The sequence below is a fragment of the Clostridioides sp. ES-S-0054-01 genome, from assembly GCA_021561035.1.
GTDB lineage: Bacteria > Bacillota > Clostridia > Peptostreptococcales > Peptostreptococcaceae > Clostridioides.
Genome location: CP067346.1, coordinates 3,429,455 through 3,447,124, shown reverse-complemented (window position 1 = coordinate 3,447,124; position 17,670 = coordinate 3,429,455). Strand labels below are relative to the sequence as shown.

14 protein-coding genes and 2 pseudogenes are annotated in these 17,670 nt (G+C 29.9%); 1 reads left to right on the top strand and 15 read right to left on the bottom strand.

Annotation, left to right across the window (positions count from 1 at the left end; genetic code table 11):
* Positions 1-9: 9 nt before the first annotated feature.
* From JJC02_15725 to JJC02_15710, 4 genes and pseudogenes are all read right to left on the bottom strand, one after another.
* Positions 10-430: pseudogene (locus tag JJC02_15725) on the bottom strand (aldo/keto reductase).
* Positions 431-453: 23 nt separating this feature from the next.
* Positions 454-1,623, bottom strand: a complete 1,170-nt coding sequence (locus tag JJC02_15720; protein UDN54304.1) for an MFS transporter — start codon at positions 1,621-1,623, stop codon at positions 454-456.
* A gap of 64 nt (positions 1,624-1,687) precedes the next feature.
* On the bottom strand, positions 1,688-2,008 hold the full coding sequence (locus JJC02_15715; GenBank protein UDN54303.1) for a carboxymuconolactone decarboxylase family protein: 321 nt from the start codon (positions 2,006-2,008) through the stop codon (positions 1,688-1,690).
* A gap of 201 nt (positions 2,009-2,209) precedes the next feature.
* On the bottom strand, positions 2,210-3,091 hold the full coding sequence (locus JJC02_15710; GenBank protein ID UDN54302.1) for a LysR family transcriptional regulator: 882 nt from the start codon (positions 3,089-3,091) through the stop codon (positions 2,210-2,212).
* Between the two features lie 595 nt (positions 3,092-3,686).
* Between JJC02_15710 and JJC02_15705 the strand changes: the two genes are divergently transcribed.
* A complete protein-coding gene (locus JJC02_15705; GenBank protein ID UDN54301.1) occupies positions 3,687-3,890 on the top strand; it encodes a hypothetical protein in 204 nt (67 codons plus the stop codon).
* A gap of 276 nt (positions 3,891-4,166) precedes the next feature.
* Here the strand turns inward: JJC02_15705 and cme are convergent, their stop codons facing one another.
* The 11 genes and pseudogenes from cme to JJC02_15650 all read right to left on the bottom strand — a co-directional run bounded on the left by cme (position 4,167) and on the right by JJC02_15650 (position 17,485).
* Entirely contained in the window at positions 4,167-5,417 is a 1,251-nt protein-coding gene (gene cme / locus JJC02_15700) for a multidrug efflux MFS transporter Cme (protein UDN56442.1), read from the bottom strand.
* 85 nt (positions 5,418-5,502) lie between these two features.
* Entirely contained in the window at positions 5,503-6,249 is a 747-nt protein-coding gene (locus tag JJC02_15695; GenBank protein ID UDN54300.1) for a MerR family transcriptional regulator, read from the bottom strand.
* Between the two features lie 94 nt (positions 6,250-6,343).
* Positions 6,344-7,171, bottom strand: a pseudogene (locus JJC02_15690) (serine hydrolase).
* Positions 7,171-9,594, bottom strand: a complete 2,424-nt coding sequence (locus JJC02_15685; GenBank protein UDN54299.1) for an excinuclease ABC subunit UvrA — start codon at positions 9,592-9,594, stop codon at positions 7,171-7,173. The pseudogene JJC02_15690 and the gene JJC02_15685 overlap by 1 nt, the downstream one beginning before the upstream one ends.
* 85 nt (positions 9,595-9,679) lie before the next feature.
* Positions 9,680-10,600, bottom strand: a complete 921-nt coding sequence (locus JJC02_15680; GenBank protein ID UDN54298.1) for an AraC family transcriptional regulator — start codon at positions 10,598-10,600, stop codon at positions 9,680-9,682.
* Positions 10,601-10,659: 59 nt separating this feature from the next.
* Positions 10,660-11,280, bottom strand: coding sequence for a response regulator transcription factor (locus JJC02_15675; protein UDN54297.1), 621 nt, complete (start codon positions 11,278-11,280; stop codon positions 10,660-10,662).
* Positions 11,252-12,835, bottom strand: coding sequence for an ATP-binding protein (locus JJC02_15670; GenBank protein UDN54296.1), 1,584 nt, complete (start codon positions 12,833-12,835; stop codon positions 11,252-11,254). The genes JJC02_15675 and JJC02_15670 overlap by 29 nt, the downstream gene beginning before the upstream one ends.
* Positions 12,836-13,222: 387 nt before the next feature.
* Positions 13,223-13,693, bottom strand: coding sequence for a hypothetical protein (locus JJC02_15665; GenBank protein UDN54295.1), 471 nt, complete (start codon positions 13,691-13,693; stop codon positions 13,223-13,225).
* Between the two features lie 384 nt (positions 13,694-14,077).
* Positions 14,078-14,284 carry a hypothetical protein gene (locus JJC02_15660; protein ID UDN54294.1) on the bottom strand — a complete coding sequence of 69 codons (207 nt, stop codon included), beginning with the start codon at positions 14,282-14,284 and terminating at the stop codon, positions 14,078-14,080.
* A 408-nt stretch (positions 14,285-14,692) separates the two neighbouring features.
* Entirely contained in the window at positions 14,693-16,723 is a 2,031-nt protein-coding gene (locus JJC02_15655; GenBank protein ID UDN54293.1) for an ABC transporter permease, read from the bottom strand.
* A gap of 12 nt (positions 16,724-16,735) precedes the next feature.
* Positions 16,736-17,485 (bottom strand): ABC transporter ATP-binding protein, encoded by a 750-nt coding sequence (locus tag JJC02_15650; protein UDN54292.1) that lies wholly within the window; start codon positions 17,483-17,485, stop codon positions 16,736-16,738.
* Positions 17,486-17,670: the final 185 nt, after the last annotated feature.

The following is a 17,670-nucleotide window of genomic DNA, read 5'->3' as shown; positions in this document are numbered from 1 at the left end:
TTCAAACAATCATTTACTAAGTCTTCTCATTTCACAATTATTTATTTTAGATTCATAATTTGTAATTTTTTTACCTAGTCTAAATACATTATCATTGATTTGTGACATAATTGCTTTTCTAGATAGACCTTGACCATTTGGTCCATCAAACATTTTTTGATGAACTTTTGTTGCTAGAATAATTTCATCTCGATTTGCATAATCCTTTAAAACTTTTCCTAAAATCTCTTCGCTATGTCCTAGAGAATAAACATTTGCTGTATCAAAAAAATTGATTTCTAAATCTAGTGCACGTTTAATAATTGGGCGACTTTCTTCTTCCTCATAATACCCACTTGTGAATCCAGTTATTTGGATTACCAAAACTCATTGTTCCTAGACAAATTCTTGAAACATCCATCCCTGTATTTCCTAATTTAACGTATTCCATTTATATTCCTCCTTAGTATTTTTCTAAACAGTCATATGCTTATTAAAAATCAATGTAATAAAACCAATACAACATAATGATAATCCAGTGACAATTATTTGATTGCTCGCGCTTGTGTTTGAACTGAAAAAGGAAATAGCTTGAGAAGCATATGGAGCGAGAGTTGCCCCCAAGTTATAAGCAACTAAGACAACAGTCGTTCCAAATTTTGCTACTTCCTCTCCGCCGGTAGTAAACGTATGCATAAAGTAAGGCATAATATTACGAAAAGCAAAACCTAAAGTCAATGAACAAATTAAAATAAATATAACAGAGGAAGACAAATTGGTTAAAAAGATACTTATACCCGCAATGAATGCTGCAATAGGTAACAGCCAGCGTTTCAAATACATATACGTTACTCCAAATAAATTTCCTGCAATAAAAGCTCCTGCTGCAATGGCTGCAATCATATTACTACCATTTGTCGCATTACCAATACTTCGTTCAATTAATAGTGGTGTGATTTGCAAATTGTAATTAATGAACAAAAGAACGATACAAAATAAAATAAAACCTAAAAGAATAGATTTCGTTCTCCGTTCTTTTGAAACCGAAACTTGTGTATCAATTTCTTCCGTATTTACAAGATTCAATCTTTGATTCGGAATAAAAATAGCAACAAAAACTAAACTAACAATAGCAAAGCCATAAACTATGAAGGAAATTGACCAGTTTCTTTTTATTAGTTGTCCAACACTTATTGTCATAATAATACCGCCTAAACCTTCACAAGCACTTTCTAATCCCAATGCTTTTACTTTATTTCTAGTATCTTTTTGGTACAAACTGCTAATCATTTGAATTAATAAGCGATTAAATAAACCAATACCTAGTCCCAATAAACATCTTGAAAGAAATAGAATAAAAAAACTACCTTGATACCAAGCAGGTAATGTTCCAAAGATACCTACTATGATTAATCCTGTAATGATGGTATATTTCTTACCTATCCTATTTTCAATTAAACTAGTTAAAAAGACACCAATCACTAAAAATAGTGATGGAATCGTGGTTAGAAGTCCAACGTATACTGGGCTTACATAGGGGAAGCTTTGTATAATTGCTGGGTTATTTGCAGAAATGGCCGGTGCGGAATTAACAATCAGAGCAACTGATAATAAGGCAATTAATTTCATTGAAAAAAATGTCATTTTATCTCCTTTATCGACAGTTTTACTTTAGCAACCAGTCAATTGATTGCTAGAGTAAAACAAATTATTCTTTATCATCAAAAATTTCTTTTGCTAAATTAAAAGCTGACCATGCTTTGGGCCATCCAGCATAAAAAGAAAGATGTGTAATTAATTCTACGATTTCTTCTTTAGTTACACCGTTTTCTTTAGCAATATTTAGATGTGCTTCTAATTGTGGGACACCTTGTGTTAAAAGACTTGCTATAGTAATTAAGCTACGATCTCTAGGAGACAGTTCTTTTTCACGTGCCCATATTTCTCCAAATAATATATCATCATTTAATGTAGCAAATTGTGGAGCAAATTCACCTAAGTTATCTCTTCCAGCTGTTTGTTTTTTCATGTTTTATTCCTTCTTTCTTATTTTTTACTTCTTCAGATTTTGCCATTTATATCTCCTCCGTTACTGGATATTGAGTAAGCCAATTTGAAACAGCATTATCAGCTTTATCACCTCAAAAAAGCTATAACATAAACTCGAATAGCTTACAAGTTAATGTTACAGCTTTATTTACATATAGTCCAATACCTATTAGGCTTAGTTTTATGCTTTCAAAGCATATTCTATTTTTTTTATGAATGTTAGAACTGTTGAACTACGGATTGAATCTTTTTTCCATACAAGAACACAATTAGTTTCCATAGAAGGAGTAAAAGGAAGAAATTTTGTGTTGTCTTTTCGATTATCAACTGCACCTTTAATTGCCAGAGCTACACCAACTTTGTTTTCAACTAAAGAGATTACATTAAAAATTAAATTGTATTTTCCAATAATGTTTAAATCATCTTCTGTAAAATTTCCCCATGAACAAAGCATATTCTGTACTTCTTTTCGACTTGAACAAATTAATGGTACACCCAAAATTTCTTTTGCAGAAACACTGTGTTGATTCGTTAAAAAATGTTCAGTAGATACCAACAACCCCCATATTTCTTTATCTGGTAAAACCAACTTATTATACTTATCTACAGGAGCTGGTTCTATTAACAGTGCTACATCTAAAAGACCTTTATCCAATTTTTCAACTATATCATTGCTTGTTCCACTAAAGATATTGAAGGTTACTTGTGGATGGTCTGCAATCATTTCCTCTAACATTTGTGACAAAAAACGAGAGCTATTTGCTTCTACACAACCTATTGAAATTTGACCCTTCAAGATTGCATTTTGATAGTTAGCAAATTCCTGTTCAGTCTTTTCATTCAATTCCAAAATTTCTTCTGCTCTTTTTTTCAAGAACATTCCTGGTTCGGTTAAATAAAGTTTTTTGTTTTGTCGTATGAATAAGTCAATATGTAAACTTTCTTCAAATTCTCTAATTTGTCTACTTAATGTAGGTTGAGTGATATGAAGTTTTTTTGCAGCTTGGGTAATATTCTGTTCTTCTGCTACTGTAAGGAAGTATTTTAACATTCTAATTTCCATTTACGCCAACCTCCTTCATATTTTTTAAAGGGTTTTAATTGTTTATTTCAGAAAAATCATGATTAATAATTACTAATAGCTCGAGAGTTTCACCTTCATAGTAGGTAAATTTTAAAATACACCAATTGCTAATTTTATTGGAATCAATTTTACTAATGACTCCAATAACATATAAAATGACGATAAGTAGTACCATGAGATGTATATCTCCAATATATTTCAACGTATCCTAAGTACTTTAGAAAGTTTGGAAGTAAGTATCATCAAAAAATCTCATTACTTGTAAAGTATTCTCTAGGAATTTTAGCTTGTTGAATTACTGTTGCTGTTAATGGAGAATCACGCCAACCTTGTAGACGAATTAAATATAAAACCTTTTTCATTTTATCACCTCAAATTTATTATACACGTTAAAGTTACCTTTAACACAAGTAAGTATTTAATTCAATTTGTTTATTTAGTCATTACTATATATTTCACTTCGATTTCACAAGAGAGATATTTTGATTTCACCGAATAGAAATAAAATAAGTTTAAATAAATTAAAAAAATCGAAGGGTAGTTAAATAAACTTAGAATGTGGAGTACCTATGAAATGGTATACATGGTGGACTATTATATTGATAGTCTTGGTTTCTATTCACTTAAAATTAAGTTTGAAAGTAGTGGGGTAGACGACAAAAAGAAAAAAATGATGAAGGAGGTTGTGATAGATGATAAAAGTCGAAGAGTTAACATTTTCTTATGGAAAAGACAAGCAGATACTTTGTATAGTGTAATAGTTAATTTTATTTTATAGTTACTTAATGTAATTTAGTAAAAAGTTCAATATAATTAGAGCCACTTAGTAAAAAATTTAGTAGGTACTTAAATTATGCAAATAACTTTGTTTTCCTCCGTTTCTATCATAAATTTAATTGTTGATATGAAGTGAAACGGAGGTATTATTATATAAAATTAATATAAGATAGTATCAAAATGTTATTTGATATAGAAATTATGTAATTTAAAATATATATTTTAAATTACATAATTATTTTTAATCAGGTAAATCAAGTTGAACTATTTAAGTATATCATTCGGATTTTTCTGAATTAAATATTCCTTGTTTGTAAAACTGTTTGGAGTAGGGGATAGCCAAGGCAAAAAATAAGAGTATAATACCTGCTACGATTATTAAATTATTAATAGATATTACATCTGCCATTGGACCGAAAATCACCATACCAAGAGGTATAAAACCAGTGTATATAATAATAGGTAAGCTAAGAACTCGACCTTGCATTTGTGGTGCTACATGTTCTTGTAACATAGTCATAGCTGATGCTTGAATAATTGGAATTGAAAAATTAGTAAAAAACATAAATATAAAAAATTGCCAAGCTTGTGTTACAAGACCTAGAATAATTGAAAAAATAGCATAAGATAATATCGCTATAAAAAAGGTCTTATTTCTATTTTTAAAGCCACCAAAAACACCTATAATCAATCCACCTAAAACCATACCTAAAAATCCAATCATTTCAATAATAGACAAATATATATAGCCCTTGCCAAATGTTCGTTCAATCAAAAGCCCTATAAGAAATCCTGATGGAACACAAAGAAGCATGAATGCCCCATAAGTGAAAAGTACTTTTCTAATGAACTTATCTGAAAAACAGTACTTTATTCCTGATACCATATCTGCAAAAAATGAGACTTTTTCAGTTTGTTTTGGTATGTCATGTTTAGGAATTTTGATGAATATCAACAATACAATAGCAATAATTGCAGTAAATACATCGATTAAAAGAACTTGATTTATTTTATTACCAAAGCCAAGGATTGCCGCAGCCACAATAGGAACTATAAATTGTACTATAGACTGTAGGCTACCATTTATACCATTAAAACGCATTAAATGTTCTTCTGGTACAAGTTGAGGAATCATTGCATTTACAGCAGGTGTTTGTACACCACTTCCTAGTGAACGTATAACAGATATTACTGCTATGGCTATTAGTTCGCTTGTTGTTCCGTTTGATGACATCATAAATAGAATTAGAACTAATGTAGATATAGCAATTATTGCATCTGATATAATTATGAGTAATTTTCGATTGTAGTAATCTGCCCATACACCAGCAAAAAAAGAAATTATCATTTGAGGTATAAAGGAACATACAGTTAAAACTGTTACCCAGACACCTGATGATGTTTGAAGTGTGACATACCATATCATTGCCATCTGTACAAGTGATGAGCCAAATAAAGAAATATATTGGCTTGCTAAAAAAATAATGACTTTTTTCTTCCATGTAGAATGAGTATTTTTATTTTCCATCCTATTCCTCCTTTGATTTGTGTGTTGAATTTTTCTCGCTCTTAAGGATAACACACAAATCAAAGTCTGGAGTTAGGGTGGAGGGTTAGGAAAATTGTTTTTTCATAGTTTGAAGATGAGATTTCATGGTTTTTGCGTTATGTTCAGCTTCTTTCAATGAAGTTATCAATTTGTCACATACTGAGATAATTTCATCATCATCATTTGGAGTGTCAAGGACAGTTTTAATATTAGTATCAGGGTTAAAAGATAAAGCATTTAGCATTCGTAAAATCGCTGAAAGAGAATAGTTTGCTAAACGAAGTGAATTGATAATTTTAAGTCGTTTTATATCTTCGTCAGTATATACACGATAACCATTCTGTTTTCTTTTTACTTTTAGCAAACCATTCATTTCCCAGTTTCTTAAAGTATCTATTGTAACATTTAAGTGTTCAGCAGTTTCTTTTCTAGTTAAAAAGAGTTTATCTGTTTCCTGAGTATTTCCATTTAAAATCTGTGTAACAATGGCAAGTGCTTCTTCAGCATTAGATTTTTCTATTTCTAATTGTTGCAAGTAGTGATTTACAAGACAAATAGCCTTGTCAAAATCTTTATTTGCTGATGTTTTGATAATCTCAAGAGCATTTTTTCTCAACCCTCTTTGTAGAACCTCAATTTTTAAGGCTGTACGGGCAAATCTAAATTGTTCTATATGAAAATCATTAAAGATACGATAACCATTAGTATTACGCTTGGGCTTAGGTATTAAGTTGAGTTCCTCATATAAACGTACAGTATTAGGATGTACACCAATTAAATCTGCTACCTCTGATGTCGTGTAAGTTTCCATTAGTATTCAACTCCTTTTAGATATATAGTACTAGTCATAATAACACCAAACAAAAGTCTGGTGTTATAGTGGAGGGTTTGGTTATCTAAGAGTAATTACTATTCATTTTAACTGATTCTTCAATCCACGATTTAGATATAATATGTTTATTATTCCAAATACCATCATTTAAATACAGAAAACCAAATCGCAACATATCTCTAGCACTCAATGTAAGTCCCCAGCCACCTATAGAATAGCCCTGTCTATCTTTCGCCCAACCCTTAAGATTTTTTCCAAAGAAATCTTCAAAACCAAAATCTTTCATATCATAATCTAGTATAACTTTCATACCAATAGGTTTAAATAAGTACTCATTAGCAAATTCACGAGCAGATTTTCCAGTAGTTTTTGTTATAATAGCTGAAAGTAGGTGCGTTCCAGCTGAAGAATATTTGAAAGTACCAATTTCACCTTTTTGACCAAGCTGATTCAAGGTATATTTTATCCAATCTTTTTGTTTGCAAAGTCTCTCTAAAGACTCAGTCATATTTTTAAAAGGGTATGGTGCAGTCATTGTAAGTAGGTGACGTATAGTTACTGCTTTTTTACATATTTCAGAAGGACTACAAGTATATTCAGGGAAAAAATCAACAACCTTTTGGTCAACATCTTTTATATATCCTTTATCTATTACAATACCTATTAAGGCTGATATAATACTTTTTGTAACTGATGCAACATGGAAAGTATCATCGGCACTATATCCATTATAGTACTTTTCAAAGACAATTTTCCCATTTTTTGCGATAATTATTCCATTTATATTGCCATATTGTGAGATTATTAAAGGTTCGAGTTGTGAAAGCTTTTCTAAACTCATGCCAACACTTGAAGGGTCTACTTTTTCAAAAATTAAGTTTGAGCAGTTGTTTTTATTCATTATAGATACCTTCCTGTTATAGACTTTGGATTTTCTTTTAGAGCTTTTGGAGAGCCTTCTGCAATTATATAACCTCCTTTGTCACCACCTTCTGGACCAAGCTCAACAATCCAGTCGCAAACATTTAAAACATCTATATCATGTTCAACAACAATTACAGAGTTTCCATTTGCTACCAACTCATCCAACAGTTGAATTAGTTTGGCAGTATCATACAGACTTAGACCAGTAGTTGGCTCATCCAATACATAAAGGATATTACCATTTCGTTTTTTACCAATTTCCTTTGCAAGCTTGACCCTTTGAGATTCACCTCCACTTAAAGTCGGTGTAGGTTGACCCAATTTTATATATCCCATACCTATTTGTTCCAGTACATTTAAGTGTGAAACAATATTTGGCATATCTTCAAAGAAATTTACAGCTTCAGAGACACTCATATTTAAAACATCATGGATATTTTTATTTTTATATTTAATAGATAAAGATTCATCATTAAATCTTTTTCCATGACATTCACTGCATATATGGTCTATACTTAGGTTATTTCCCAACCAGACTTTTTCATATCCGCTACCACTACATTTAGGACAAGCACCTTTAGAGTTAAATGAAAAGTGACCAGATGTAAATCCTCGCTCTAATGATTTTAGCTGACCTGCAAATAGTGTACGTATCTTATCCCATATACCAATATAAGAAGCAGGAGTTGAGTTCATATTTTTGCCAATAGGAGACTGAGATATCTCTGAATATCCAGAAATATATTTAGTACCAATCAATCTATCTGCAATAGTATCAACAACTGCATAATCATCGTCTTCATCACCTATTTCACTCTCTGTAGAATTTGTTTGATTATTGCTAGTGTAGTTATTAAACTGACTTCTAAGAAGAGGAAGTAAAGTGTCTGATATAAGTGAACTCTTGCCACTACCTGATTTACCAGATATTCCAACCATAGCACCTAAAGGTAATGATACTGTTACATTTTTAAGGTTATTTGTATTTGCATTTTGAATAGTTATACAAGGTATTTTATCAGTATGTGTAATATTTTTAGTAGTTGTTCTATTAGGCATTGAATATTTTCCAGATAGATATTGTCCAGTAAGTGATTTTTCAGATTGAAGTAGACCTTCTAAATCTCCTTGATATACTAATTGACCACCTTCAATACCAGCCTTTGGACCAATATCAATAATATGTTCTGCCATCTCAATTGTGTTTTTATCATGTTCAACTACTATAACTGTATTGCCTAAGTCTTTAAGTTTCTTTATGGATTTTAAGATGTCTATTTTTTCTGATTCATGTAATCCAGCAGTTGGCTCATCAAGCACATAAATTAATGAATCCATCTCTGAATCCAGATGTGAATTTAAAAATAGTCTTTGCATTTCACCACCACTCAAAGTTGACATTTCTCTGTATAAGGATAGATGACCTAATCGTGATTCTATTAGATGTCTAGTTTTGGCTAAAATATCATTTACAAGGTTTGTACCAAATGTATTTAAATTACCTTGGTTTAATAAGATTTTAAGGAACTCATCAATTTCTAAAATCGTCATTTTCCCAAGTTCTCCAATATGTTTTCCGTTTAAGAGTACTCCACGTGCTTCTTCACCAATTTTGAAACCATTGCAATCAGAACAAGCAGTCATAGTATAAACTCCATTCAAATCTTCCCCTCTTTTGTAACAGTTGTGATATAGCTTTGATAAACAAGAACTTTTTTTGCCATTTTCATAATGACCATAGAGTACTTCATTTTTTACTTCTTCAGGTAATTGTAAGAATTGCATCTCTAAATAATCGTTGAATTTTTTAGAGAATACTCTCAAATATCCTGGTGTAATTTTTGCCCTATCTAAGACTTGTTTTAGAGTATCGCGTTTATCGAGAATTAACTTTTCAATATTAATCTCAAAATATGCCCCATGTCCAGAACATTTCATACACATTCCATCTGAAGAATTGTATGAGAAATAACTTGGTCTCAATCGCTCTTCTTCATTCCCACAATTATTGCAAATTAGATTATTCTCTACAGGTGTATTACACATTGTACACATTATTTGCCCTTCTACTGAGTACAGTAGTGTAAGCATATTGAGAATATTGGTTCTTGTGCCAACTGTCGAACGAGGATTACTCTGGCGAATAATATTTTGTTGAACAGCTATAGTAGGAGCTAAACCTTGAATATTATCGAACTTATCCTCATTATCAATACCTGCAAGTATGCCTAAAGATTGCAGGTATTGTTTACGTCCTTCCTCAAATACAATATCAAACATAAGGCTAGATTTACCTGAGCCACTGACACCTGTTGCAACAACAAGTTTATCTTTGGGAATAGAAACATCTATATTTTTAAGATTGTGTATCTTTGCTCCATTAATTTTTATTTCTTTCATTGGTTCACCTCATTTTATCAATTTTATCAAACCGTAAAATAGGAATATGTTAATCCTTAATACAAGAATAGCTTAGATGAGGTTGTTAAAAAGGTTCTATAGGTAAATATATATCGACCAAGTGTCTATTTTGATGGTGATTATGTGGGTTGTTAAGATATACTTCAAAAGGGAAGGAGGCACGTAACTTATAATTACCATTCGATAGCCATTCATTATACATAAAATCCCACGCATCACTATATTCAGATTTTGAAATATCAAAATGTCCCACAAGATATTTTCCAGAAGGTATTATCATATTGCCGAGGTTGTCATTCTCTTTGACAACAATGTTATCTGGAATGGTCATACAAATACTAGTCCTCAATTGATGCTCCTGTGTAAATTGTGGATTATCATGATAAATGGGTAATATTTTTGTGTTTTCAAGTCCAATTAGATTCTGTTCACTTGCATATTTGAATAACCGTTCTAAAAGTTTTGGGAAAGTACTAGTTAGATTACCATATGAACCAGTATATCTAGTGTAAATAGTATTCATATTATCAAGTTCTAGAATTTCAATTTCACCTTTAACCTCTCTAGTATTCTTACATTTAGGTTTTGATATGCTTCTATTGTACTGAGAAATTTTATATGGTTCTTTGCAATTCTTGCTATAATTATTTCTATATTTTATAGGGCTTATTTTATAATAATTTTTAAATGCTCTAGAAAAAACTGCAGAATCAGTAAAGCCAAAGTAATGTGCAATATCAGTAATTGTCATATCAGTACGATGAATAAGAAAAGAAGTTGCGTTCTCTAACTTTAGTCTATTTACATACTGAGACAAAGTTTCTTTTTCTATAGTTTTGAAAATTCTATGAAAATGAAACTTTGAAAAACCTGCTATATTGGAAAGCTCATCAAGGGAAAGAGGTTCATGTAAATGTTCTTCTATATAGTCTTGTACTTTGCAAATACGATTTATATATTCTTTTTTACTTTTAGAGTTTGTCATAACTATTCCTCCTCATTGTGTAAAATATGTATATTAACTAATTAAATGAACACTATTTTTTAATATACTGGAGAAATATAGCCCATTTGAATTGCTTTTGTAATAGCTTCAACTGATGAAGAGACATCGAGTTTGTCATATATGTGCTGTAAATGATTTGATAATGTTCTTTCACTTATGTACAATTCATCAGCAATCACTTTTCTTTTTTTTCCACTACAGACAAGCTGTAATATTTTTTTCTCCATACTTGTCAAATCTTCAATAATTAGTTCATTATTTTCAGATGGGAAACAAGTTCGACCTTGATAGACTTTCAATAATGAATCAATTAAATCATCTGGACTGATATTCTTATTAAGGAATCCACAGATACCTATTTTTTTAGCTTCATATTTATAAACTGGTAGGTCATATCCAGTTAACATTATTATTTTAATAGTAGGGTTAGTTTCTAATAGATTATAAGCTATCTCTAATCCATCATATTCACTTAAGTCTCTAAGATTTATATCCATCAATACAATATCTATTTTTTTATTTATAATTATTTCTGATAAATTATGAACATCTTGTGTAGAATAAAATTGTTCGATTTCTTCGTATTCTTCTAATGCAATGGACAAGCTCTTAGCAAAAAGCATGTGGTCATCAACTAACAAAATATTTATATGAACCATCTCCTTTCATAGGAACTGTAATTTGTACGCAAACTCCATGAGGTATATTATCAGAAATATTTATTGTTCCTTCTAGGTTTTCTACTTGTTCTTTAATTAAGATAACGCCTTTATGGCTTGTTGTATCTAAAGGCATTTTAGATATATCTAAATGAGCTTTAAAGGATGTATTTGCCACACCATTATCACTAACAGATAATTTTATTATATCTTTTTCTAGTGATAAAGTTATCCATGCGTGGCTACCATTTGAGTGCTTATATACATTTGTCAATAATTCTTTAATTAGACGGTATATCAATATATCATACGGCTCAACCAAGAATAGAGTATCAGAGCACTTAAATGCAACCAGAATATTTCTTTGTGGAAATGATAAAGAAACACTTTCAATTAAATTCTGATAATTTTCTTTTACTGTCAAATTTTTTAAGATTACGGGATGATAGTCTTGCATTTGCTTTCTTATACGTGTATTTAAGTTGTTAAGTGTTCCATATATAATATCTTGTACTTCTGGACGATATGACTTACTTGTCATATTTTTTATTGAAAGCAAATCCTGTAATACCTCGTCATGTAAAAAATTAGAAAAATCTGTTTTTAGTTGTTCCTCTTGTTGTAATCTTTCTAATGCAAAAGTATACTTACTATTTTTAGGTATTTGATTTTTTTCATGTTTTAAGTTAAATTCCAAAATAATATTACAAAGAAAAATAAGCATAAATAAAACATTTATAGCTATTAATATTATAGAAAAATTACTACTACTAAATAGTACTATCAAACTAACTACTAAAATACTTGTAAAAAGAAAAATAGCCCTTTGTTTTAAGTTAAAAACTGTTGAAATAGGAAAACTATCATTTTCTTTAAGTACAATTCCATGAATACTCATAGAAAATATCAATACAATTAGATAGATTCCAAAATTACCAATATGATTTGATATTCTTAATGTGAAAAAATAATAAGTAAAGAATCCTATAATTGTTGTAAATACAGAAAACGATATAGGTTTTTTTTCACTTCTTATAACAAAAACGACCCTTTTCCAATGATAAAAAATAATATAGAAAAAGCTTATTATACTAACAACAAACTGAATTCCATACATACAAGCATATATTTTTTCAGAGATAAATGCTCCTATAATTGCAGCAGTACAGGTGATGAGAAATAAAATATCTGTTATCTTACGAAACTTGTATCCACTACCTTGAAACAAAAATAAAAATATAAATTTAATAGAGACATACGCTATAATTGTGCTTAAAATTTTAAAAATAATAGTGCCTATTGGTGTGGCTACAAATGATAAGAGCAAATACCAACTATCTAGTGCCAGTAATCCACAAAACAATGAGATAATGTTATTTTCTCGGACATTACAAGAGGTTATATATGTAATATCTATAAGTAATAATGTTGAAATTATTAAGGGAATAATGCTTTGGATACTCATATAAGTTTCAATACTTGTAGATACTCCCATGAAGAGGATTGATAGAATGTAGTTTCCTAAAAATAGTATTTTTAAATTAAAATTTTGCAATTTTCTACACCTCCTTATGGATTTATAGTTTTGTACTATATCAATTTTATGGCTATATCAAACTTATGAATCTATAGTTTTGTATTATATCAAGTACTTATAAATAAAGTATATCAAATGGTCATGCATTTAAGTTTGACGATTTGGTAAATATTATTTTTTTATACAAAATTTTATATAGAAATGCCGATTATCTACATAAACACTGGATTTAGCAGCAGTTTTACAATTAGTAAATATTTATTTTACCACGAATTTACCACGAATGAGTGAGCTTTGATACGACTTAATTATTAAAACAATGATAGGCACTTTTATTTAGGAGTTCTTTTTCTTTGTAAAGGAAAAGCAGTCAATCTATTGACTAACTGCTTGATAAACTGTAATTTACCAAATACAATCATAACGTAGCTTATTCCAACGATAAGCCACACTATTACTATGTAAAATTATTTCACATTCTAAATGATACGGCGATTTGTCGAAACATGCCCAACATTTGAATAGAAAAGATTGATAGTTTTTATATTGAGTAATAAACTCTATCCTAAATTTTCCATTATTAATAGCAGTTATAAAATTTATCGGTTCCCAATTTTCACGGATTGTTTTTACTTTTCCATTTCCCTTAAAAACATAAATCTCAATGCCATCAATTTCTTCATCTATAATTTGAAAATCTACTTGAGAAGAATTTGTGCGAACAGTAGTATTTGACTTGTTTTGAGAATGTTTTTTTATTATCCAAAAACCATCAGGAAAAACGAAGGATAAGATACCATTATCAAAATCCATTTTTTCTACAAAGCAATCATGAAGGCTAATACAACAATCATCTAAGTCACAATACTGGTACATTTCTATCCTCCTACAAGTTTTAATTTTTCTTTCTATCTATAAACTGGGAGTTATTCGCCCCAGTCTAATATCGCAACCATCAAGTTTTTCCCACTCGAACATGTCTTTGAAATCACTATAGCAATCTTCGCAAATGTAGCACGACAAATCAACCGGAATAAATCACCATAAGGGTTGTCCTGTACAGAGTCTGAACAAAATTCGCAACATTTTAGCTGTAGTGCTTGTTTTCAAATTTCTTCTCCGTCAGTCGGATTTATATATGCCTTTTTTAAATATTTAACATGATTCAATAATCGCCAGTCATCCTTTTCAATCACAATAACATCACCCTTACAACTTACAATTTTTATTTCTCTTAATCACTACTGTAAACTGGAATTATTAATCACATTTATTAAAAATAACTGTTTGCTCTTTCATAGATATTTTTCCAACTTGATAACCATATTCCGTAAGTTCCTTTTTGTATTTCAAAAAAGAATGGTCTATAGCTATCCCTGTAATTTCAGCAATTTCAGCGAAAGTTAATTTGAAAGACTGGTTTCCATTTTCCTGTATATATTTCCATAAAGTATCATATTTGCTCATCTCATACCACTCCTCTACAAATTCGGTTTTATATGACTATTATACTACTTTCTATAACGTATAGCAAAGGTAAAAAGCCCTATCAAGAGCCTTTCACAAAAGGTGGTGCGAAGCACTCTTAATCGGGCTTTTTATTTTACTATATCTTCTTAAAAGCGGATAAAGGTTACTTTATCTCATCTAAATCTTTAAATCCCTCAATCGTTTCTTCAAACAGGTCAAGACTGTATAAATCGTCATAGATGTTCATCATTTCCTGAAACTTCTGTTGCTGTACCACTTTCCAAAGGTAAGACATGAGTATTTATAAGAAGAAATGTGAAGTATATACCGAAAGTAAAATGTTCGTAACCCCTATAGAATAAGGCTTTACGAGAGTATAAGAATATATAAAAAGATAATTAGAATCTATATTAAGCTTAATACAATTTTACAACAGGATTTAATAGTAAGTATATAATATATTAAATATACTACAGCAGTTAAGAAAATCGCAATAATCACAGGTATATATTGTGAAAATGAGTTTCCAAGTAAATTCTGCATCAAAGCAGTCTTATAAACCAATGTGGCAAATACACAGTTCAATATCCCAAGTAAAAACGGAATATTAAAAAATGGCAATACTTGTTTTTTAATAATTTTTTTTATTTGTATATTAGTATAACCCATTTTTTGTAAAATATCATAATCGGATTTTGAATCTGAAATTGCTGATATATTGTTAAAGTATAAAATACTTCCAGCAGCAATAAAGAATAATACCACAAGAAATCCGATTAGTAGAAATGTAGAACTATTGATTGATAATAAATCATTTATCCTGTGAGAATATCCCTGTAAATAAGGGCTTCCATTTAAATAATCTGAAATATTACTATATAAATTTTCATTATTTTTAATTGATTTACCATTAATACTTAAAATGCTTGTTACTGGTAATTTATTTTGTGCTATTTGTTCATATATACTATCACTAACAATAAGTGTTCCAACGCTATTTCCAAAAGAAATAGCATTGTTTAATGATGTTTCTCTTACAGTTACAGGTGTTTCTTTACTATTGATGAGTAGTTGATAAATCGTTCCATTTTCACTACTTTCATCATTATTTGGTTGATATTTCATCAAAATACATTCATTATCACTTAAAGGGTTAAGTTGTTCTAGTAGTTTTGTTCGATTTTGTGCCTTTAGTAAAGTATAATAATCAGAAAAAGATATACATTCAAATCCTGCTTCTCTTGGAATAACTTCTTTAGACGAACTATTATTAGATAAATCATTCTTAGATGTACCAATTTCATATTCAAGTGGAAGGTCTTTTGATGAAGATTTTACCTTATAAATATTTGTCTGTGTAAAAATAATATCGTCTGTATTAGACGTGTATTGACTGACAATTTGTTTTACATCGTCGATTTGTTCATTTTTTTCTACTCTAAATTCTATTTCTGAAGGTGTAATACGTGAAACGGATGCAATAGGGTAGTATAAAGAAAGTGCCATAACACTTGAAACTGTCAAAGTAGCAGCAGAGAGTAATGTAAGCATAATTAGAGTTTTAGAATTTGAACGGATACGATAGATAAAGTTTGGAATAGTTATTATCTTCGTACCTGTGTAGAAAGCTCGTTTATTTTTTTTACTCTTTTGCATAATGTATGGAAGAAAGGAATTGATAAAGAGAACTGTACCAATCACAATGAGAATCATAGTTATCAAGCCCATTTGATAAAATCCAATACTTATCCATACTGACTTAGTTCCACGAAGAATATCTAGTGATAAACAATACCCACTTAAAATCATAATAAATCCCATAAAGGCTGGAATTTTTCTGAACTTCAATTTTTTTTCTGCGCTTTTTTCATATCTTATCAACTTTATAAGTGAAGTCTTATAAAGAAATTTAACATTTGATATAGCTAAAACTAAAACAACTAATGCTATAAAAATGATTGTTTTGCTTATTGCATTTATATTAAAAAACGGTATCTGTGAATTGTCGATTGATAAATTAAGTAGTACTGTAATGCCAAAGACAATACCCTTATGTACCAATGCTCCTAATACCAATCCAATAATAAAAGCTCCACTACAAATTAACATGTTTTCAAAGGTAAGTAGTGATAAGATTGTAAACTTACGATAGCCAAGTAAAGCATATATGCCCAATTCTTTTGTACGACGTCTCAAGAAGAAGCGATTTGAGTATGCCATATAAAAGATGACAAATGCCATCAAAAATATAGAAATAACATTACACATAGATTCAACTCTACCATCAGTTGAAATCTTTTCTAACATTACTTTATTAACCGAAAATGAAGTAAATGCGAAAAATACGGTAATCACAAAGGAGACTGAAAGCAGATATAGAGAATAGAATGAAAAGTTCTTTTTAAGATTTTTTATTGCCATGTAAAAAATGTTCATTAAATTATCCTCCTATCGTTTAGTATCTAATTTTGCAATTTCTTGAATAATCAATTCATAAAATGTATGTCTATTGTTCTGCTGTTTGTATAACTCCTTAATAATATGACCATCTTTAAAAATCAAAATTCGATTTGCAAAACTAGCTGCATAGGCATCATGTGTTACCATTAAAATTGTTGTTTTCAATTCCTCATTTGCTTCTTGTAGTGAGTAGAGTAGTTCAGTGGCTGAGTTGGAATCTAAAGCACCTGTTGGTTCGTCTGCAAATAGAATGCTAGGTTGTTTTACTATTGCTCTAACTGCTGAAGCTCTCTGTCTTTGCCCACCAGATAGTTCATTTGGGTATTTGTTTAATTGAGAAGCTATGCCAAATCGTTCAGCTAGACTCCTTACCATGTTTTCTATCTTATCTGGGGGTAGTTTTTGAAGTGTAAGAGGTACTGAAATATTCTCAAAAATTGTAAGGCTATCTAGTAAAAAATACTCTTGGAAGATAAAACCTAAATTATCACTACGAAAATCAGCAGCACTAGTATCGCTAAGCGATTTCAAATTTATATTGTTTATTAAAACATCTCCACTTGTTGGTTTATCAATTGTAGATAATACGTTAAGAAGAGTTGTTTTTCCAGAGCCAGAAGCTCCCATTATTCCTATAAATTCTCCTTCTGATACATTAAAGGACACCTTATCCAAACTAGGTTGTTGACCTTTATTATAAATTTTAGTTATGTTATTTACTTTTAATATTGTATTCATTGTATATGTCCCCTTTCATCTTAATACAGTCAAATTATATATTAACTTTATTGTTCTTTCATGAGTAAATCACGCAATAATTCTGTGTAAGTTAATTTTATTACAATTTAATGGGGGGACTAATTAAAAAACAAAATAAAAGAAAAGCCATAGATACGGAAAATTCCAGTATTTATGGCTTTGGG

What these genes read in the sequence shown, in the direction of transcription:
- JJC02_15705 (UDN54301.1), top strand. Translation starts at nt 3,687, where the DNA reads ATGGTATACATGGTGGACTATTATATTGATAGTCTTGGTTTCTATTCA.
- JJC02_15650 (UDN54292.1), bottom strand. Translation starts at nt 17,485, where the DNA reads ATGAATACAATATTAAAAGTAAATAACATAACTAAAATTTATAATAAA.
- JJC02_15710 (UDN54302.1), bottom strand. Translation starts at nt 3,091, where the DNA reads ATGGAAATTAGAATGTTAAAATACTTCCTTACAGTAGCAGAAGAACAG.
- JJC02_15685 (UDN54299.1), bottom strand. Translation starts at nt 9,594, where the DNA reads ATGAAAGAAATAAAAATTAATGGAGCAAAGATACACAATCTTAAAAAT.
- JJC02_15680 (UDN54298.1), bottom strand. Translation starts at nt 10,600, where the DNA reads ATGACAAACTCTAAAAGTAAAAAAGAATATATAAATCGTATTTGCAAA.
- JJC02_15715 (UDN54303.1), bottom strand. Translation starts at nt 2,008, where the DNA reads ATGAAAAAACAAACAGCTGGAAGAGATAACTTAGGTGAATTTGCTCCA.
- cme (UDN56442.1), bottom strand. Translation starts at nt 5,417, where the DNA reads ATGGAAAATAAAAATACTCATTCTACATGGAAGAAAAAAGTCATTATT.
- JJC02_15665 (UDN54295.1), bottom strand. Translation starts at nt 13,693, where the DNA reads ATGTACCAGTATTGTGACTTAGATGATTGTTGTATTAGCCTTCATGAT.
- JJC02_15660 (UDN54294.1), bottom strand. Translation starts at nt 14,284, where the DNA reads ATGAGCAAATATGATACTTTATGGAAATATATACAGGAAAATGGAAAC.
- JJC02_15695 (UDN54300.1), bottom strand. Translation starts at nt 6,249, where the DNA reads ATGGAAACTTACACGACATCAGAGGTAGCAGATTTAATTGGTGTACAT.
- JJC02_15720 (UDN54304.1), bottom strand. Translation starts at nt 1,623, where the DNA reads ATGACATTTTTTTCAATGAAATTAATTGCCTTATTATCAGTTGCTCTG.
- JJC02_15655 (UDN54293.1), bottom strand. Translation starts at nt 16,723, where the DNA reads ATGAACATTTTTTACATGGCAATAAAAAATCTTAAAAAGAACTTTTCA.
- JJC02_15675 (UDN54297.1), bottom strand. Translation starts at nt 11,280, where the DNA reads ATGGTTCATATAAATATTTTGTTAGTTGATGACCACATGCTTTTTGCT.